This window comes from Acinetobacter portensis (genome assembly GCF_009372215.1).
Taxonomy (GTDB): Bacteria; Pseudomonadota; Gammaproteobacteria; order Pseudomonadales; family Moraxellaceae; genus Acinetobacter; species Acinetobacter portensis.
The window spans coordinates 1-20770 of the sequence record NZ_LWRV01000075.1; the positions used below are offsets into that span (position 1 = coordinate 1).

At 35.0% G+C, this 20770-nt stretch carries 15 protein-coding genes and 4 pseudogenes; 14 read left to right on the forward strand and 5 right to left on the reverse strand.

The window, feature by feature from the left end; all coding sequences use genetic code 11:
• Positions 1–90 precede the first annotated feature (90 nt).
• Complete coding sequence (locus tag A6M14_RS08030) at positions 91–1002, reverse strand: ParB/RepB/Spo0J family partition protein (RefSeq protein WP_104442427.1); 912 nt, start codon at positions 1000–1002, stop codon at positions 91–93.
• Between the two features lie 11 nt (positions 1003–1013).
• Positions 1014–1790: a ParA family protein gene (locus tag A6M14_RS08035; protein WP_078194342.1), complete on the reverse strand. Its 777-nt coding sequence runs from the start codon at positions 1788–1790 to the stop codon at positions 1014–1016.
• A gap of 941 nt (positions 1791–2731) precedes the next feature.
• Between A6M14_RS08035 and A6M14_RS08040 the strand changes: the two genes are divergently transcribed.
• The 8 genes and pseudogenes from A6M14_RS08040 (at position 2732) to A6M14_RS14400 (ending at position 12745) form a co-directional block, all read left to right on the forward strand.
• Positions 2732–3910, forward strand: coding sequence for a replication initiation protein (locus tag A6M14_RS08040; RefSeq protein WP_152874453.1), 1179 nt, complete (start codon positions 2732–2734; stop codon positions 3908–3910).
• A gap of 176 nt (positions 3911–4086) precedes the next feature.
• A pseudogene (locus A6M14_RS08045) lies at positions 4087–5072 on the forward strand (IS3 family transposase); the annotation flags it as partial.
• Between the two features lie 55 nt (positions 5073–5127).
• Positions 5128–5964: pseudogene (locus tag A6M14_RS08050) on the forward strand (IS30 family transposase); the annotation flags it as partial.
• A 144-nt stretch (positions 5965–6108) separates the two neighbouring features.
• On the forward strand, positions 6109–6567 hold the full coding sequence (locus A6M14_RS08055) for a hypothetical protein (RefSeq protein ID WP_152874454.1): 459 nt from the start codon (positions 6109–6111) through the stop codon (positions 6565–6567).
• A 4-nt stretch (positions 6568–6571) separates the two neighbouring features.
• Positions 6572–8917: a hypothetical protein gene (locus A6M14_RS08060; protein WP_241678056.1), complete on the forward strand. Its 2346-nt coding sequence runs from the start codon at positions 6572–6574 to the stop codon at positions 8915–8917.
• On the forward strand, positions 8914–12081 hold the full coding sequence (locus tag A6M14_RS08065) for a site-specific integrase (RefSeq protein ID WP_152874455.1): 3168 nt from the start codon (positions 8914–8916) through the stop codon (positions 12079–12081). The genes A6M14_RS08060 and A6M14_RS08065 overlap by 4 nt, the downstream gene beginning before the upstream one ends.
• 161 nt (positions 12082–12242) lie before the next feature.
• Positions 12243–12576 (forward strand): annotated as a pseudogene (locus A6M14_RS08070) (class I SAM-dependent methyltransferase); the annotation flags it as partial.
• Complete coding sequence (locus tag A6M14_RS14400; RefSeq protein ID WP_206863076.1) at positions 12518–12745, forward strand: hypothetical protein; 228 nt, start codon at positions 12518–12520, stop codon at positions 12743–12745. The pseudogene A6M14_RS08070 and the gene A6M14_RS14400, both read left to right, overlap by 59 nt.
• Here the strand turns inward: A6M14_RS14400 and A6M14_RS08075 are convergent.
• The 3 genes from A6M14_RS08075 to A6M14_RS08085 form a co-directional block, all read right to left on the reverse strand.
• Positions 12742–13230, reverse strand: a complete 489-nt coding sequence (locus A6M14_RS08075) for a GNAT family N-acetyltransferase (protein WP_019383654.1) — start codon at positions 13228–13230, stop codon at positions 12742–12744. The genes A6M14_RS14400 and A6M14_RS08075 overlap by 4 nt on opposite strands.
• Entirely contained in the window at positions 13220–13486 is a 267-nt protein-coding gene (locus tag A6M14_RS08080) for a type II toxin-antitoxin system TacA family antitoxin (protein ID WP_026094019.1), read from the reverse strand. The genes A6M14_RS08075 and A6M14_RS08080 overlap by 11 nt, the downstream gene beginning before the upstream one ends.
• 118 nt (positions 13487–13604) lie before the next feature.
• Entirely contained in the window at positions 13605–14354 is a 750-nt protein-coding gene (locus tag A6M14_RS08085; RefSeq protein ID WP_019383650.1) for a metallophosphoesterase family protein, read from the reverse strand.
• Positions 14355–14952: 598 nt separating this feature from the next.
• Between A6M14_RS08085 and A6M14_RS08090 the strand changes: the two genes are divergently transcribed.
• The 6 genes and pseudogenes from A6M14_RS08090 to A6M14_RS08115 all read left to right on the forward strand — a co-directional run.
• Complete coding sequence (locus A6M14_RS08090; protein ID WP_152874456.1) at positions 14953–16587, forward strand: HNH endonuclease; 1635 nt, start codon at positions 14953–14955, stop codon at positions 16585–16587.
• 78 nt (positions 16588–16665) lie between these two features.
• Positions 16666–17250: a class I SAM-dependent DNA methyltransferase gene (locus A6M14_RS08095; RefSeq protein ID WP_152874457.1), complete on the forward strand. Its 585-nt coding sequence runs from the start codon at positions 16666–16668 to the stop codon at positions 17248–17250.
• Positions 17243–18250: an HNH endonuclease domain-containing protein gene (locus tag A6M14_RS08100; protein ID WP_152874458.1), complete on the forward strand. Its 1008-nt coding sequence runs from the start codon at positions 17243–17245 to the stop codon at positions 18248–18250. The genes A6M14_RS08095 and A6M14_RS08100 overlap by 8 nt, the downstream gene beginning before the upstream one ends.
• Before the next feature lie 147 nt (positions 18251–18397).
• Positions 18398–18997 carry a restriction endonuclease subunit S gene (locus tag A6M14_RS08105; RefSeq protein ID WP_152874459.1) on the forward strand — a complete coding sequence of 200 codons (600 nt, stop codon included), beginning with the start codon at positions 18398–18400 and terminating at the stop codon, positions 18995–18997.
• Positions 18998–19008: 11 nt separating this feature from the next.
• Positions 19009–20316 carry an N-6 DNA methylase gene (locus A6M14_RS08110; RefSeq protein ID WP_152874460.1) on the forward strand — a complete coding sequence of 436 codons (1308 nt, stop codon included), beginning with the start codon at positions 19009–19011 and terminating at the stop codon, positions 20314–20316.
• A gap of 108 nt (positions 20317–20424) precedes the next feature.
• Positions 20425–20754 (forward strand): annotated as a pseudogene (locus A6M14_RS08115) (helix-turn-helix domain-containing protein); the annotation flags it as partial.
• Between the last annotated feature and the right edge of the window lie 16 nt (positions 20755–20770).

Genomic DNA, 20770 nt, shown 5'->3' on the forward strand with positions numbered 1-20770 from the left:
TACTTTTGGAAACACCACCAATTTTATTACTAGGTATCCCCAAGATTATACTATCAGACATATTTTAAAGAAAAGAAGTGTAGCAAGTTGCTACACTTCTTGATTTTTCTCTACCAACTCTTTCAATAGATTTTCTAATTTTTCTAAACTAGCATCATCAAAATGAGAAATTTTTAAAGAAACCTTTAATAACTTATCATTAAATTTAATATTTCCAGCAACTTTCCCAGCATATTCAATTTTTTTTACAAGCGATGTTGATGGAGAATCGTTATTATCTTGAACTAGATATTTCGTAGCTTGTGCAACAGCCTTAGTTTGCTCAAGTTGGCCATTCTTTACTTTTGTCCAAACAGTTAACAAGGCTTTTTCAGCACGTTGTTTTATTTCGTCGTGATCTGCAAGAAATTTTTTAAAAGCTGTTGCAGCAGTTCGACCTAATAACTGGGGCTCATTTACCAAATCATTCAAGATGGCTTTAGGCAACTTTTCAAAAGATAAATATTTATACATGTCTTCGCGATTTAAGCCTAAAGACTTCGCTAAACGTTGTTTATTTTTCTTTAAATTTTCATCCAAACCTACTAGACCAATATAGATTTCGAAGTCTGTTAAATCCTGGCGTTTTAAATTTTCAGCTAGTGTAAGTAGTGAAGCTTCTTCATTATTTGCATCAATAATAATGGCTTCAATAGTCGATTTTTTTAGAATTTCATGCGCACGTAATCGACGTTCACCTGCAATTAGTTCAAATTTTAAATTTTCAAGTTTACGAACAGTGATGGGTTGCAACAAACCAACTTCATCGATCGATTCAGCCAGTTCTTTGATTTCCTGCTCATCAAATTTTCTACGCGGTTGATAAGGACTCCGTGAAATGTCTTCAATGGGGACATTTCGTCTAAATTCCTTTAATTCCTTGATATTATCTTTTTGAGCTAATTGATGCTTTTGAGTATTTTGTTTCAGCTTTTGAGCTAAAAGTTCTTTTGCAGTTGCCATAAAATTCTCAATCAGTTAACTTTAGCTAAAACTTCTTTAGCTAAACTTTCAAAAGCCTTTCGAACCTTTCCACTTTTGTCTAGCTTAAGTAAAGACTGCTGCATAATTGCGGCTTGATTTACTTTTGTACTTTGTGGAATAGTCGTTTCCATAATATAGCCCACTTGCTTAAATGCTTCATCACGAATGAGTTTACAAACATTTTGTCTCTCATCGTGCTTAATAAGTAGTGCACCTAATAATTGTAGCTCCGGATTGATTCGCTTTATTTTTTCTAAATGATTAAGTAAGTCTGTAACACCATATAGACCATATTGTGAGCCAGATTCAATCGGGATAATTACATGTGTTGAAGATGCTAAAGCATTACTCGTCAATAGTTTTAAACTTGGAGGGCAGTCAATTAAAATAAAATCATAAAGATCTTTTAATAGTTCTAATTTTGTAGTGAGTTCTTCTGATGGTCTTGGCGCATCTTCTTTTAATTGGTCCTCAGTTTTTCCTAAATTGAGAGAACCATAAATTAGTGAAACATTATCAAAATTAGTGTCTTCTTCTAAAGCGTCAGTAAGTAATGAGACATCACCTACTAATAACTCAGCGGTTGTTACTCCAACTTCACTTGGATGTTTTAAACCAATATGCAAGCTAGCATTTGCTTGAGGATCTAAATCAATCACAAGCACTTTTTTTCCTAAGTTTGCTAGCTCAGAGGCTAAATGAACAACTGTTGTTGTTTTACCACAACCACCCTTGTGATTCGCAACAGCAATAATTTTTGCAGACATACTTGTCAAATCATTCTATATTTAAAATTACTATTAATATAAATAACTTTGGGCTAAGTTACTACACCTTTTAAATTTAAAACAGTCATTTGTATAACGCTAAAGCAATTTTAAATTTAAAGTTTTATATAGCTAGCTTATTTAATAATTAATAGTAATTAATAATTAAGTTAATTAATAATTAAGTTGATATTTTTCATTTAAAAACAATACCATATCAACTTTAAGGTGGAGGGTTTGTCATCTTAAAGTGGAAGAGTTGTCTTCTATAAGTGGAAAGATGATCACTTAAAAGTGGAATATATGTCACTGTAAAGTGGAGTATTTGTCACTTAAAAGTGGAGTATTTGTCACTATGGTGGAATGTTTTTCACTGTTAATTATAAAATATATGTATTATCATTTAAAAAATATATAAAACAATTATTTATGATGTTGATAACTTAATGAATTTAAGTGCAAGAGTGGAAAAAAAATCACTTACAAAAATAATATTGTGGATAAAGTTGCAAGGCTTTTTTTTACTACACCATTTTTTGATATATTCATTGATCTAAGAGTGGAAAGAATTTCACGCACTCACCCTAGAATGCAGATATTTTGTTCTTATGACTAAACTCGATATTTTTTTCAGTGATCTGCGTTTTTAAAGGTGGAAAACTTGTCATATCGAAATAGGTTAATTGATTATTTAAAATCCATTATGGGTGTTTATTCATCAATCCGTATTTCTATAAAGAATCAAAAACATCTAAAAGTGGAGTGTTTGTCATCTTGGAGTGGAATTTAAAAATATATTTCCACTTTAATGGATTTTTACCTAAATTTGGTGACAAGTATTCCACCTTAGGTTTTTTTAGGTGAAAGGGTTGAATCTTTTTCCACTTTTTATATAACATGCATAATCAAGTTAAGCACACTTAAAATAGTTAATACACTTTATGTCAGAACTAAGCCATAACAAAGAAGAGCTGGATTCAATCCCGTACTGCATAGGTAATATTCGTCACAATGGGGTTGTAAGTACTAGCAATCGTTTGATACGACCTATTGAATTGTCAGCGAATGAATATAAAGCACTTTTATATGCGATGGCTGTTGCCAATTACGCTGAGAAGAATCATATCGATAAAGAGATTAGTGAACAAACATACATCTATCTGTATAAAGATGATTTAGCTGAATTACTGGGATTAAGTAAGCGAAATTCAATTAATGTAGCCATTGATCGAATTTACAAAGAACTTTCATCCCGTGTGGCGCACTTTGTAATTGAAGAACCTGTAGATGATATAAAGAAAAAGACTAAAAGAGTTCACTCGGTTGTCCCTATTATCCGTGAGTTAAGATGGGAAGATGATTCAAAGAATGCACTTCAAATCAGATTTACCAGTGAAGTATTACCTTACTTTACTCAATTAGCTGGTGGTAATTTTACTACATACCAACTAAAACATTTATTTGCTCTAGATTCAGTTGCAAGTATGAGTCTTTATACCTATTTCATAAAAAACGAATTCAAATTTAAAACTCAAGAAATCTACGAAGTTCCATTATTATTAGAGAATCTCAGAGCTCTAATTGATATAAATGAAACTAAATATGACCGTTGGGTCGATTTTCGACGTTATGTATTAGATAAAATTGTAGCTGAAATTAATGAAAACACCGATCTACAGTTAGAATATGAAACAATTAAAAAAGGACGCCCTATTGTAGGCGTAAAATTTAAACTACATCATCGTGGTTTTGAAAAGCCTGTAATTGAAAATAAAAAGGCCGAAAAATTAAAGATCTACTTAGATGTTCCATTTGAAGATAATGCTGAGGTAAAAGATCTAGGTGCAAAATTCGATACCACTGTACGTTCATGGTATATTTTTAATGATGATGCTAATTATTTACAGCTTGAAAAGTGGTTTAAGACTGTAGGTTGCCTCACAGACTCTCAAGCAAACGTTGTTATCAATGATTCATTATTTCAAATGGATTTTGCTGAAGTTGGAATGAGCTTAAGTGACTTTAAGAGAAAAATGAAAAATAAATTGAAAACTGATAGTAAATTTGTGGAAGACATCAAGGATCGTCTAAATGAAATTTTCGGAAAGGATATTATCTAGGAGTGTAGCAACTTGCTACACTTTTATCGGCTATTCTTAGTTCAAGAAACCACTTATAACTTTAATTAGTAAAACAGTTATATTGAACGTTCATTTCAACAGAGGTGGATCCGGAAATTTGAACAACTCCTATAATTGATATTCTGCTCCTCAAATGATGTTATAAACATCAATATATGGAGTATTTTATGGCACGTAGACCAAGAAGAAATCATTCAAACGACTTTAAGGCTAAGGTAGCACTTGCTGCGATCAAAGCAGAAAAAACACATGCTGAATTGAGTTCTGAGTTTAATGTTTATCAAAACCAAATTATTGACTGGAAAAATCAATTGATCTCAGCTTCCTCACAAGCTTTCGATCAATCAAAAGCTCCATCAGAACCCCCCATTGATCTTAAAAAGTTACATGTAAAAATCGGTGAGCAGGCATTAGAAATTGATTTTTTAGAAGGTGTGTTGAAGAAACTGGGCTGCTTCAACCACAAAAGTTAATCGATCACTCACTTCAGATATCAGTATCTAAACAAGCTAAGTTATTGAAAGTCTCTCGTGGTTGTTATTATTATCGCCCAAAACCTGTTAGCTCATCAGATCTCAAGCTGATGCGATGTATTGATGAATTACATATGCAATATCCTTTTGCAGGCAGTCGTATGATGCGTGATTTGTTGAATCGTCAAGGGCATCATATAGGACGACGTCATACACGTACTTTAATGAAGAAAATGGGTATTCAGGTGTTATATTGCAAACCAAATTTAAGCCAGGCTAATCAAGCTCACCGTAAATATCCATATCGACTCAAAGGATTGGCTATTCAGCGCAGTAATCAAGTGTGGTCTACGGATATAACGTATATCCCTATGGCAAAAGGCTTTGTTTATTTATGTGCTGTGATTGATTGGCATAGCCGCAAGGTACTTGCGCATAGGGTATCGATTAGTATGGAGGTGGATTTTTGTATTTCGGCTTTAAATGAAGCGATTGAAAAATATGGATCACCTGAAATATTGAATACAGACCAAGGTAGTCAGTTCACCAGTGATGCATTTATTGATGTATTGAAATCAAATGGCATTCAAATCAGTATGGATGGTAAAGGTCGATGGATTGATAATGTGATGGTTGAACGATTATGGCGGAGCGTTAAATATGAAGAGGGGCAGAGTAAAACTTGAAGTGCGACATAAACCACCTAATTAATTTAAAGGGTTTATGGAGTATATAAAATTGTCATACCATCATCTTAACTTTGAAGATCGTACTGCATTAATGCTTGAATCAAGAAAAGAAGGCTTTTCACCCAGAAAATTTGCTGAACTTATTAAAAGACATCCTAGTACGATCTATCGTGAACTTAAAAGAAATAGCATCAATGACGTTTATCAAGCCCGATATGCTTCTGATCACACCTTCGCTAGACGTAGACGTGGTCATAGAAAACTCAAAATCGATTCAGTCCTTTGGAAATTTATTGTTGAAGCGATCCGTTGTTTATGGTCTCCTCAGCAAATAGCAAAGCGTTTAAAGACATTTCCTGATTTGGATCAAACAATGAATGTAAGCCATACAACGATTTACTCAACGATACGAGCATTACCAAAGGGTGAGTTGAAAAAAGACTTATTATCCTGTCTGCGTCATGAAAATAAAAAGCGAAAAGCTAACGGTGAACCTAAAAAAGATTCGATATTACAGGATATTAAAACTATTCATGAGCGCCCAACCGAAGTTCAAGAAAGAAAAATACCGGGTCATTGGGAAGCCGATTTAATTAAAGGCAAAGACAATAAAAGTTCGATAGCAACACTTATTGAACGAAATACACGGCTCTGTATCTTGGCAACATTACCTGATGCAAAGGCAGAATCAGTGCGCAAGGCTTTAACTGAAGCTCTGAAATATTTACCTGCAGAACTGCGTAAAACGTTGACCTATGATCGTGGACGTGAGATGTCAGAACATAAAAAACTCGAAGAAGATTTAGGCATAGATGTATATTTCTGTGACCCACATTCACCATGGCAAAAAGGCACATGCGAAAATATGAATAACTAAAAACTATAAAAAAATGGAAGAATAAAATTTAAAAAGATATTTTATTACAAATGCTTACTAAATTTATTTTGATTTGTGAAATAAAAAATAGAAAAAGTGTTATAACTATTTGTATTAATATTTTGAGCTAATTTTGTCATGAGTTTTGATCAAACGATAAAAAAAACTCTCGTATTTTTTTATCTATTTGTTCTACCCTTCTCAACCAAAACAGAAGACTTGGAATACATCAAAGCTAAGCTGAAACAACTAGAAAAAATCAGGCCGGGCAACAACAAGAGTAAGCAGAATAATTTTAAAAAAATTTATGTAAAACTCTGGCATCGTATTTTAGAACTTTTGAAAACAGATAGGGCAGTACGTGCAAATGTCCAATATATTCCGCAGATTCAGCTTATTTGCGATATGGAAAAATATATCGATTCAAAAATGGCATTAGAAATTTTTAATACACGTAAGGAACTCACTACACCATTACTACTTCAATTTTTTGACATACGTAACGATGAAACGAGACAAAAAGTCATGGAGAAATGTTCTAAGAAGCAGCTTGGTATGATCGAGACTTCAACTTTAATCAATGCAGAGCAAGAGTGAACGAATGGAAGTTCAGAAAAAGAGAGAACGGAGACAAGATCTCTTTTTAACACAATACCAAGAGTACAGAACAAAGTTTATTTCGCATGCTGTATTTGATGATTTAGATGAAAGTGATAAGCAGACTTTTAGTGATTTTGGAAAAACTGCGCATAAGGTTTTTCACGAGATAATTAAAGCGCGTAAACTGGGTGAAGAATATCGAGTTGCGGCCTTAAGCTTTTTTGCTTCGGGTGATGTATTAGACCATGCTGGATGGTCATACCTCATTTTGAGAACGAGTTATTTTGTTGAAGCGCTTTATATAAAATTAGCCGTTATCCCAGATTCCCAAGCTAAACAAAAAGAAATTTTTGATTTATTTCGATATATTGCAAAATCAATTCTACAACAAAGTGAAGAAAGTTCTTTAAAAGACGAGAGTAAAAGGCTCTTAGAATACTTTATAGAATATATGTTAGAACTCGAACAGGACAAGGTGACGAGTGACTGGGAGAGTTTCCTTAAGAATAAAATAAAACAAAATTTGCACAAGTTTACTCAAACTAAGGTGCTAAATTATATAAATGACTTAAAAATTATCTTTAAACGATTAAAACAAGGGAGGATTGTAAAACGCTCGCGTCGTAAAAGAATAAAAATTTCAGATTGGCCGACAAAGAAAAAATTAAGAAGTTTCCAAAAGAAGAGAGAACAAAGACAGCTTATTAAAGGATATCCAGCATATATTCAAGCTCGACAGGAGATCTTTTATGCTGATGATGGAGATGTTGAATTTATAGATGAGGGGATTGCTGTACATACAACATCTAAATCTACAGCTCGTTTTAATACAGTATTGAACAATCATAGTGAACATTTGATGAGGCATCGCCAAAGACGTCTACAACCGTTTGTAACCAACACAAATTACATGAGCAAAGATGTGATTCAACATCTTATCTATATTTTGAAGGGTGAGTTATATAATGCTCCTACTCAAGATTCAGCGATTGCAGCAGCATGCTTATTGAGTTTGGCGACGGGTTTATCACCAATGCATTTGCTTCAATATAAACAACTGATTGATGAGGGGGTGCTTATTAAAGGTGGTAGTTCTAAGAAGGCGGAGTATCGACTCAGATTACATTTAGATATTACAAAACAAAAAGTTGAAACTTTAAAGATTCACCAACTGAATAAAACAGTGACGCATGATCTCCATGTATCAAGCAGTTGGTTTGAATATCTTATTTTGAATGAATCACAACAGCTACTTACAGTACAAGAGATCAATCAAAGACTCAAAAAATGGACTCAGAATCAGGGGCTAGGTTCAATTACTGTTGAGAAACTCCAAGCCCAGCTGTATTTCTATATTTTTCACCGTACTTTTAATGAATATATTGCCCATGTGCTATCGGGCAAAGATAGCACCCATGAGCTACCGAGTAGTTTCTACAATGGTGTGAGCGCATCGGAATTGAATCAGCATTATTTGATCTACTTAGAGACACTCAGTGTTGAAGAAACGAAAACAGAAATTGAAATGCTTAAAGAGCAGTTTGTTAAACATGAACCTGCGTCTATATCACGTTTTGGTAGCCAATTAGCACTCAATCAAAATTATGTTGGTCAATTTTTTACACGATTACATGCCATTTGCGTTGATAAAATACAGATACATCAACATATAATTGAGCGAATTAATGCCTATAGTGCTTGGATGTGGCATATCAGCTTATTGTGCCTAACACGCCGTCCTCGGGAAAACTTATTAGGAAAGTATAGTGACTACGATTTAAAACTAAAGTTGTTGTATGTAGATGATAAGCAAAACAGTCAATCACGAAAAGATGGTCGCTATATACCGCTCCCAGCATTTTTTATCCAAGCTTTTAAACGTTATACGCAATTTTTAAATACGGTCACTCAGCAGTATGCAGAGCTCCTCCGATTTGTATTTGGGAAAAAGATTACATTGCAAGATTTGTTTGGCCAAGTGATCCATTACCCGAAATCGTTACCGACCACTGCTGAGGAATGGGCAAGTAAGAAAATTAAGATTGCTGCGCTCAACCGAAGTTGGATTAATGACTATATTGAAGGTCATCAACTCAGCAGTTTATATAATAACTGGCTACGACACTTTGATATGAATATGTTGATGGAGCAAGGTTTGGCTTTTAATGTCATACAAGCAGTTTATGGGCATGATCAGCGTAATCAGGAGCTCTTTTATCGCTATTCATCTGCATCTTTACCACAATATATCAATCAATTTACCCAAAATATTGATCGCATGATTAAGCAATTGCAGATTGAGCATCTGTCATACATTTCAGTACTTCAATCTGAGGGCTTATCATGAGTATAGATGAGTCATTGATTCAAAAAATTCAGGTTCAGGTTGATTCTGTATTTGCCGAAATGAAAAGTCAGATTAAGAGTTTAAGAGACCGACCTGAATTATTAGATAACACACTAAATACCTTGTGGTACGAGTTTTATGATGAATTTATTTGTTTTTTAGAGCAGAAGAAATTTACTCGGAAAGATACTCAAAAACCGTATATTCAAGCTATTGAAAAATATTTTTTATCTTTGCGCCAGACCTATTTATCTCAAGCAAAGAATGCGTATCCAATCAAAGTATGGCCTAAAACTACTTTTCTAGAACCTATACCCAGACAACTTCGTAGTACTGAATCACATCTTCGGCAAGGACAAAAACATTATCATATTGCTATAGCCTTAAAATCCTATTGGAATTGTCCATACAAGGATGAAGTTACTCCGGCATGGTTATGGGGGAATTTTTATTTAAGTCTGATGTACTGCTCTGGCTGTACTGATCTAAGTCAATTAACAGCAATTGGTAATACCCTGGTCAACGCTATTGTCAAAGATGAACTCCAAATCTGTACTAAACTTTATCATGCTGGATATAAAACAATCATCCAACCACTCGCACTGCATTATCGAGTACCACAGCGTGCTTATGGTAATCAAATCGAAAATAGACAGGTGTATCAGTGGCGTTATATTTGGCTTAATCCCTATGCACAGTTGTTTATACAAGGGATAAAACAGCATGGCTTTCAAGCCTTGAATCAGCAGATGCCACGATATGTTTTGGAGTCTATCTCTACTGTATTAGGGAAATTACCTAAAGAAATTGATTTGAGTCATCAGATCGTAGGTCTGAAAAAACTACTACGCCGTAATGATAAACAGTTAGCAGAGCTTCGTTCACTTACACCTTTTGATCATTCAAACTTAGCCATTGAGCTTGACTCTTATTCGGGCTTAGATATGTGCTTAAGCGAGGTTATGCGAGGTCGTCTCAAAACGGTGTCGTTAACACCTATTGATCAGGCGAGAGCATGGTTAGATCACAACATCTTGCAGACGCAGTTAACATATATTGAGCGGGATATACCACTACAGACAGAAAAGGCGGTACCAGACTTAATTACAGCTCACCAGCAACTCAAAGAAATTCCATTTGAATTGATGCTATTTGAAAAAGATCAGACTGAAGTTGATAAGCGCCAGAAACGGCAGCGTAAAAGTGAACGTGTGAAATGGATCAGATGGACAAGCATTCAGAAGCGACTAGAAGAAAAGAAGCCTCACGTTAGCCTGTATGAAAAAAATCTAATAGAAGCACAGCTCAGGCTACTGGGTTGGATTTTTCATCTTAAGTCTCAAAAGATGAAACTCAATAGCATCGAGCGGTATTTAAGTAGTATCGCTAAAGATTACTTATTCCATGTCTATATGTTCCCAGGTGATATAGATAACATGGATCAAGAAGATTGTGAGGAACTGTACGACGCTATCTTAGATAGTATTGATGATCGAGATCAAGCCAAACGTGAGACTGATCCTAAGGCCAATCACGGACGTGCACAGTATGCATTTGGCAGACTTAAAGCATTTCATCAGTTTTGTATGAAACAATACCGTGTCCCTAAGGTCGGTACCTTTCAATACAATGATTATCATCGTGTACAATTTTGTCATGCCAAATTAATTAGCCCAAAATTGTTCAATCAGCTTAAACAGGTACTAAGTTTAAAGATTGAAAAATGTCAAACAACTAAAGAGCAAGCGTATCTTTTTCAGCTACAGCTCATGTATTTACTCGCATTTCGTTTGGGGATGCGATTGAATGAAATCAGGGGACTTACATTGGCAGAGGTCATTTGTCCTGAACTGATTTGGCGTAATGATACGCTGACCAAACCTGTGCAGATCCGTTTTAATTTACGTAACAATGTTTATCGGAAACTCAAAAGCCAAAACGCAAAGCGTCAGCTTGATCTGAACGCCGTCATGCTCGATGAAGAGTTGGCATTGGTACAGCAATATCTAAAACAATGTATTACACATAATCTAGCGAAAACTAATCATGCGGACAAATTGATTTTTGCCCAAGATGGCGAAATTTTAAGTGAAGCTTATATTAGTGAAATGACCCAAGTGATTTTTGATGAGATATTGGGTGAAGGGCATGGTTATACTTTCCATAACTTTAGACATAGTGCCGCGAATCATTTAGCAATCGCTTGGTTAGGCTCAAAAGAGATGATCATGACCTATACGGATTACACTTGGAGCCGGTGTAAAGTCATGCGTCAGCATTTATTTGGAGAAACTGCAATTCAGCATGAAGCTGTCATACAACATAAGTGGCGGTTACTAGCTGACTGGATGGGGCATGCAAACATAGAGCAAACAGCATCTCACTATCTACATGTGCTGGATTTGTTGGTGATAGATCGAATTTATCATTTGCCTTGTACAATTCATCGGGACACGATCAAACTGATACTTCAAAATGACTTAACAAGTGCTAACACAGAAATTGTAGATCTTAATCATATAATACGAAAAGGCCAGTATTTCGATTTTTATCATGCCACATATGCACTAAAAAAAGTGGATTCAGTTAAACCTGTTCAGCCTAAAATAAGTAAAAATGTATCTGTATCTACCATCATTCATGATTACATTAAATATAGAGCCTATGAGGACCATGATTGGGTATTACGCAGTAAAAAGCTCGCTACTAAGTGGATGGCGGTAAAAAAGCCTCAAAATAATGAGGATTTTAGTGAAGATGAACTCATCTCCTTATATGAAAAAGCCTTAAAGAAAGGTTTTGAAGCAAAGCAATGCGTAGAGATTTCAGCACTGCCAAAGCGGGTTCAACATCAGGTTTTAGAAGCCTTGAGTATTTTAATTGAACATGGAAAGCTGAGAAAAAACTTTATTCATTTTCAATATCGTTTTGATAAGCAAAATAGGCCACGTGTCGATTGGTCCATTCAACATCTGATTACGGGACTGAAGTATTTACTCCCTGAGGATACGCAGCTAAAAGTTGATAATGATCCACCGGATAAGTCACAAAAAAGTCGTGAAGTGAAATTAAGCTTTATCAATGAAAACAATAAAAATACGACACTTTGTATTGCGTTTATTATGTTGATACATGCGATTCAGCAAGAAAAATTGAGCATTTAAAATGAATTGTTTTAATGTGTCTAAGGCAAGCTGTATTGAATATAAATCAATATAGAAAGGGACGAGCGATATCGTCGCTGAAGTTGTAGGTTAAAATCGTTTCTCAATGATAAGCGAACTCTGATATCGTATATATACATGGCTGAGATGTATCCAACTGAATGAAAACAATAGATTATTACAATAAACAGGCTGATCAATTTATAAAGTCGACCTTGAATGTGGATATGGAAGCACTATACCAACCTTTTTAGAGCAATTAGCACATGATGCCTACATTTTAGATTTAGGTTGTGGCTCAGGTCGGGATACTTTGGCTTTTAGAAAAAAGGGCTATTACGTAGATGCGATTGACTATTCTGAAGAACTTGTAAAAAAAGCGACTGAACTTACAGGGTTGAAAGTACGTTATCAAAGTTTTTATGACTAGCAGAATATGAAACATATGATGGTATTTGGGCATGTGCCTCTTTACTACATTGTGCTCGTAATAGACATCTCTGATGTTTTAAAATGTATTCATGCTGCATTAATGAATAGTTCATCTTCATATCAGCATGTTGAAGAGCAAGATCTTGAAAAATTTGCAGATTATTGGATAGGTCTGTCACCAATTCTCATTCATAGTTTGCCAGTTACTTGTATTCCTAGTAGACCACTTTAATTAAAATTAGGAATTTCATTCACTGGATATATTAATGTTAATGGATTTGATGTTAAAGAAATGAAGCCAAAACGCTGATAAAATTCCATCGCTTTTTGATCTTTTGCATGTATTACAACAAAATTTACACCAATAATTTGAGCAACTTTTGAAACTTGTTTGAGAGCATGTGCTAAAAGCACTTTTCCAATTCCTTGCCCTTGAGTCACTTTATCAACGGCAAAGCGACCTACAACAACACAAGGGAGTGGATAACGAGGTAAGCGTTTGGTGAGTACGGTATCTACTAAATCGAATCCAATAGAGGTACTAGATAGACAGTAAAACCCTATCACATTTGAAGCATGATCAACAGCAACATACGTTTTACTTGTCCCTGATTTCTGATGTTGGGACGCATATTGTTTAATGAACTTATTTAAGTCATCTTGCCCACAATTAAATGATTTTCTTTGGTGATGAGTTTGTAAAATCTCAATTCTCATCTAATAAACTCATTAATTTCTTCATTTCATCGTTTGCAGGGCGTGGATTTTCAAGCAAATTCATTAACATATCACGATCAGCATTATTTACTTTTAACTCATGGTTAGATTTAAGTAAGTCTTTTGCTCGTTCAAAGGAGGATTGCAGCATAAAAGAACTTACACTGAGGCCTAATAAATTCGCAGCTTGCTCAATCACATTCTTTGCATCTGCTGTTGAACGAACATTAATTCGTTCAGTTGCTAAATTAGCCATTTCTTCACCAATAAGTACATCATTTTGATGTACAAATTATAACATATCAAGATGTAGCATCAAGACTTAAAATCGAGTTATCTGACGCTTTAAAAAAGTTTCAGAAAAATATATCTATTTAAACTTCGATGATCAAATTTTCTCTAAACCCATTTTTACCTTGCTCTGGTGGATAACCCAAAGGATTGATCACTAATCTACATCCATCGACTACAGTATCCACTGATGTATGCGTATGTCCTGCAATCCATAACTTAAAGCCTTTTACATCTAGGTCATTAATAAAATAGGGATTGAGGGCTGATGCAACAGGATGCGTACCCCAATATGGATCAAGACAAGCTAAATGAGGTGGAAAATGCGTAATAACAATCACATGATCTTGCCCTCTAAACTGCAAAATATTTTGATGATATTTTTTAAATAGTTTTATGTAGTCATCGGCGGTTATAGGTCTATTTTCATTGCTAATCATGATTTGATCAAAATCATAAATCGATTGTTCAGCATCTTTTTGGGACTGTAAAAGTACCTCAGGAGATGTAAGTGGTGAATTGGAGCGAAAGTTCGTAAACAGCGTGCCACCTACAAATATTTTATCTTGAATTTTGATATGGTTGTCATCAACTAGTGCATTTTTTGGGTAGTTTTCTTTCAAGAAATTCACGACTGAACTGTAGTTAGAGCTGTAGTAATCATGATTACCTAAAACAAAGATAAATTTTTTATTCAGAGATTTACATTTTTCGGCAAACTCAATTGTACCACTTAAGCGATTAGAAAAATCGCCAGCGTGAATAATGACATCAGCTTGCTCTGATATTGAATATTTAGAATTGTGAGTATCAGATAAAATTTGCAGTTTCAATCTACTTCCTTTATTAAATCACGCTGCTTAAATATATAGAGTTTCATTGCGATCAGTTTACAGCAACTAAATATTGTAGAAATTATAAGATACTTATCTGTATTCTTAAGCCTCTAAAAATATAGGTAATTATTTTTGAATCAATTGATTAAATATTGATCATAAAATTTGACCAATTGAATTTATGCACATAAGATAAAGATGTTACAGCAAAATCTGTGACCAGGCGTGGAAACCTGAATTTACTACAGAAGCAGTAAACCGCTTTGGCGGTTTTTTGCGTTAAATATGTTTAGTCTATCGTAATGGTAGGCCAAGCAGGGCAGTCTATGACTGGCCGTCTTCTGTAGTACGGTATTTCCACCCCTGTTTGGCTTGCCTCCATCTCGTGGAAAAGTTGGAAGCTTGTTTGTAATTAATTACTACAGGAACTAGACATGAACATTTTCTATAATATCCCTTATTTTCTCCAAGCTATTTCTTCTGTTCTTAAAGAATAAAATTTTCGAAATAAATTTTCGTCATGTTTAATTAATTTTACTTTTATAAATTTCGTAATCTTACGAGATATAGAGAAGTATTGCCTAGAGAAAATAAAATGGCCCGTACTAAGCTTTTAACCAATATTATTCAAAGAAAAATGATGCTGCTTGACGAAATGTCGCACTCAAATCTGCACCATAACTTTGAAATATCACTTTATGACTTCGCCAACCATGAGATCCTAGAAAAACTATATAAAGCAGACAATCAACGCTCCACAGAGTGTTGGAGCCCTGCTGAAATTCAGGAGTTTATTCTAAACTGTTTGAATGATCGTAATGTCAATTTATGCGTTCGCTATTGGAAAGATGCTGCTGGTAATATTTATATCATCGATGGTGGGCACAGGATTTCAATTATCTATGCTTGGATCAAAAGATACTTTATTGATGAGCAAGTAATAGGAGCCCCAAAATTCACGGCACCACAAAAACGAGATATTCGTCAGATTCGTAATCGATTAGGTGGATTAGCTGATTTTCAAGAGTTATGTAGCGACTCTGAGTTTCAGCAAAAATTAAAATCAACCAAAATTAATTTTATTGAAGTCATTGGGACACCTGAGGAAGCTCGAAAAGCCTTTTGTTCAATCAATTCGGATACGAAACGATTAGATCCAGATGAAGAATATCATTTACAAAATAGGGGAAGTGATGCTTTTTATGTGATTTATGCGTGTTGTTATATAAACGATAATAAATCCAACTTGGCTGAACTGAATTACGAGCGGATAAATGAAGTGATCACTTTGGGTGAGCAAATTCATGATCATCTTTTTAAGATAATACTTTTAGAGCCAGATTTAACACACGGTAAAAAAATCGGCTTGGTCAATGAACTCCTGAATATCATGTTTGGTGATACTAGTCAGAATACTGTGAATATAGACCAAGGTCAGCGTGTAGAAAATTTAATGCTAAAACTTAGAGTTGTGCTGTGTCGTATCGCTACACCACCAATTAGTATTCGGATTCCAAGTTTGGGCTTACACCCAAAACTATATTTTTATAAAGATAATCGTTTTCAAGTGACATCCTTTTTGGCCTGGTTCTCTATCGTCTGTGAAATTGAAGAAGACTGTTTTGAAATACAGAATAAAAAGATAGATTTTATTGGATTTACTCGAGCACGCCGTGGTGTTGAAAGTTTAATTGAAAAAATTCCTGTGGCCATCAAAGAAACTGTCGGTAAGTTTGGTAGCGGCATCAGATCACATGAGCGATTGAAGAACGTGTATCAAGCCTTTATCTGTATTGGACTCAATATGGATTTAGATTTTGAAGATGAAGTTTGTTTGAACACCGTCATTCTTTCGATGAGTCAATCATTTGATTATATTAATTTTAATGATTTTTATCTTGACCGTTTTGGTGGAGATTATGATGAGAGCATTGTGGATGATGTTGTGAGCTTTGTGAAATCAGTAAGACTAACAAAGAAGAAAAAACCTTTAAATTTTTCACTCGCGACCAAAAGAAATCTTTATCAACGTGAGGAAAGGAAAACATGGAGCTATTGCGAAGTATGTGATAGCGCTCTATACCTTGAGTCGACTGAAGTAGATCATCGAGAATCGAAAGCAGAAGGTGGTTATGGTGTTTTAGAAAATGGAGCAATTATTCACCCGATATGTAATCGTTTTAAGTCAGATCGTGCTTTGGAAGAAGTAAGAGCAGATTTATTTGACTAAAAAGATAAGGGAGCAAATGCTCCCTTATCTTTTTGTTTTTTAGTAGACTGGGGTCAGTGTTTAGCCTAAGCAACCAATATGAAAACAATAGACTATTACAACCAATACGCAGATCAATTTTTACAAGCCACGTTGTATGTGGATATGGAAAGCCTATACCAACCATTTTTAGCTGAGTTGCCAGATTCTGCACGCATCCTGGATTTAGGCTGTGGCTCAGGGCGTGACACTTTGGCTTTTAAAAATAAAGGCTATCAAGTGGATGCGACGGACTATTCTGAAGTATTGGTCGAACGAGCGACCCAATTGACAGGTATCGCTGTTCAGCAGCAAAGTTTTTATGAGCTTGATATGCACGATGTTTATGATGGGGTATGGGCATGTGCCTCTTTACTACATTGTGCTCGTAACAGTCTCCCTGATGTTTTAAAACGTATTCATGCTGCGTTACGCCGTGGCGGTGTTTGTTATATGTCTTTTAAATATGGAACAGTAGATAGAGTAAAAGGCGGTAGGGCGTTTACTGACTTAAATGAAGAGCAGGCTCATGAATTGTTAGATCAGTTGAATGGAGTTAGGTTGTTAAAACAGTGGATTACAGTAGATCAGCGACCTGATCGACAAGAAAAATGGCTGAATGTACTTTGGAAAAAACATGCCTGACTTTATTCCTACTGCACAAGAACAACTTAAATTTGTAAAAAATATTCAGCTGATTTTACAGTCGGGTAGTTTTAGTAGCACCTATAAATTTGCATTGCTGATTAGCCTAAGCCGATTAGCTATTGAAAAAGGTGAAGATTCAGGTGAAAGTCTATCACTCGAATATATGGATATCGCTGAGAAGTTTATCGAGCTGTATTGGAAGCAAGCAGTACCCTACACCTTTAATGATGAAGGGCAGCTGATTTTAAATCAAAACAATGGTAAACAAGCTGCCATTCTGAATCGCATTATACAGCTTCGGCAAAGCTACTCTTCTTTGGGGTTATTAAGACGAGATTCATTGGTGTGGTTGAAGCTAGTTAAAGATGTCGCTCGCACTGTAAAAGACATGCCAGTCCGCTACTTGCAAAACATCAACGGTCAAAATTTTGAGTTTTTATATCAGCTTAATCAGTGCGGAAAGCAACTCATTCTTTTGCCTCAAGTGATGTATTGCTTACGTCAATTCAGCGAGATCATTGAAGAACTGTGCCAAAAACGCTGGATTGATTACATTCGTAAGAACAGTAGCAATGCACCCATCTTGAATCAATTGCCGAATCTTGAACAATTCATGTTTGAGCCAAGTCGAAACCAGTTGAATGCGGTAGCAAACGTATTGGTCGAGCTACAAGACTGTAAATGCTTCTACTGTAATAAGGAAATGAAAAAGAATAACTACGCCGTAGATCACTTCATTCCTTGGTCTATGTATCCGTCAGATACTGGGCACAATTTTGTATTGGCAGATTCCAGCTGTAATTCAAAGAAAAGCAATTTATTGGCTTCTCAAGAATTTCTTCATAAATGGGAAGAGCGTAATGAACAACAAGATTTAATCATTGTAGATAGAATTTCAGTGCTTGGTTTCTTAACAGATAAGGATAGATCACATAGAGTTGCTACATGGGCTTATGCACAAGCCAAAGAAAACAATTACACTACTTGGAATATTTAAATTAATAAAAATCAAACAATTAATAGTAATTCCTAATATTTATCAAAAATAATACTTCAAGTACGATTGACAATATTTGGATGGCGTATTAGATTTGACTTATTAATCATACGTTAAATACGATTTTTATAATATGGAGAATAGTATATGAATAATAAGCAAACTCTTGCTAATGTTGCAGTCATTCAATCTGGGTTAAGTGCTGTAAATCACCGTGAAATGGCAGAACCAAAAACAGGTTTTCTTGAAGTTGCATGCATAAGTGGAAATAACCTACTAGAAAATGGTCTTGTTCAATTCAATGAGCACGATCTAAAAAAAGTCTATGTAGAGCAAAGTCGTTTAGATGGCCATATTTTAAAGCAATATGACATTCTATTAATGGCACGAGGGAGTAACTTCCGTGCTGCATTATTTAAAGAAGATGAGGTCGATATCCCATGCATTGCATCACCAAATATTTTTGTGATTCGTTGTAAGGATGTGGTCTTACCAGAGGTGCTTGTCAGCTTTATTAATAGTATTCATGGGCAAGCATTAATGGATGAGATTTCAATTGGATCGACCGTTCGAGGATTATCAATCGCGAGTCTAAAAAATTTAGAAATTTTTGTACCTGATATCGAGCGTCAAAAGTTAATAGTTTCTATCTTCTACGCAAATATTGAAGCTTTAACCTTGCTGGATAAGCTCAAAGAACAACAACGTATAACCGTCGAAGCTAGCTTGCAGCAACTTATGGCATGAGGGATTAAAAGATGAAAGAGAATCAATTTGATTTTAAAATCCGTATTAAACAAAGTTTAGACGCATTGCATATGTTCCAAAAATCAGAACATATTCTTGAGTTACTCGCACTTGCTGCTTATGTATCTTTTGTTGATATTGAGTTTGCTCAATCCATCGAAAAGCTGAGCAAGGCAAAAGTGAAAGAAGAGTTGCAAAAATTCTTATGCTTGTCTGATTTGAAGTTTGCCAATTATTTACTCTCAGCGAAAATAGAAGATGTTGAGTTTTCGATAATTATTCGAGCATTCATAGAAGCATTTTCTGCTTACGATAATGCGGAAGACTATGGCAAGGCGCTTGCTCAACAATTGCCAAAGCTATGGGCTGATGAATTTTATTATGAAATTTTTACTAGTAATGAAAACCTGACCAATTTAGTTTCAGCCATTATTGGTGATCAACCTGTACAGCGGTTTTATGATGGCGCATCTGGCATAGGTTTAATTGCATCTCAGTTAAATGCCGATGAATACTATCTACGTGATGTGAATCAACTACCAATTGCTATTGCAGAAGTGATCTTTAAATTGGCAGGTAAAAAACTAAATTGCCAACTACAAGATTCCTTAACTGAAAACGAATTGTCTAATGAGGTTGATTTAGTTGTCACTACACCACCATTTGGGGCAAGAATTAATCCAAATGCGATGAAGAATACACCGTATTTAAGACAGCTGTTTAAAGCAATGCCAACCAACGCGTCTGATAGTGCATGGATTCAGCAAGCCTTATATCAGTTAAATGATACGGGTAAAGCGTTTATCCAAATTCCATCTGGGTGGTTGTTCCGCGGGGGGTATGATCTCGCTTTGAGAACTGAGCTTCTAGAAAATGATTGGATTGATACGATTGTTTTATTGCCTAATGGATTTATGCAGCATAGCAAAATTGAAACAGTTCTGTTGGTGCTAAATAAAGGTGAAAAGAAACATAACGGTATTAAGTTCATTGATATCAGCAAATTTGTAAAACGAAGTGCACTACGTTCAATTATTCCACAAGAGGTGGTTGAGCATATTGCAGCAGTTTTTCATGGGCAAGATGACCATGATATTTGTAAGATTGTTACTATAGATGAAATTAGATCTAATGATATGAATTTAAGTTTTAATAAATACTTTATTAATGAAATTCAAATTAAGAAGTTAGATTTAGCTCAAGAGAAAGTACAGCTTGAAAAACTTGAAGAGGAATATGTTAGAGCTCAAGTTAAGTTAAAAAAATTACTTGAGCAATGCATGAACCGTACCGGGTTTGTCGGAGACATTTTTATTTAAGTTAGGTGTATTAGTTCAGACTTGATCGTACATTCTTCTTGAAAAAGAGAAAGTTACCTTTGTTTGATAAAGGTGTCGAAATCTTAATCAAACAAAGGTAACTTTCTTATGTTGCATACTAACAATCAAATCATTAAACACAAAGTAGGTCTACTCAATTTAGCTGAAGAGCTTCAGAATGTATCCAGAGCCTGTAAGGTTATGGGCGTTTCAAGAGATACATTTTATCGCTATCAAGAATTAGTGAAGTCTGGTGACATTGACGCACTGATCAATAAGTCCCGTCGAGTACCAAATTTAAAAAACCGTGTAGATGATGCTACTGAACAGGCTGTTATTAATTTCGCAATTCAATATCCTGCATATGGTCAGCACCGTACTAGTAATGAATTACGCAAGAAGGGTGTATTCGTTTCAGGGAGTGGTGTTCGCTCTATAGCTAAATACTAAATAA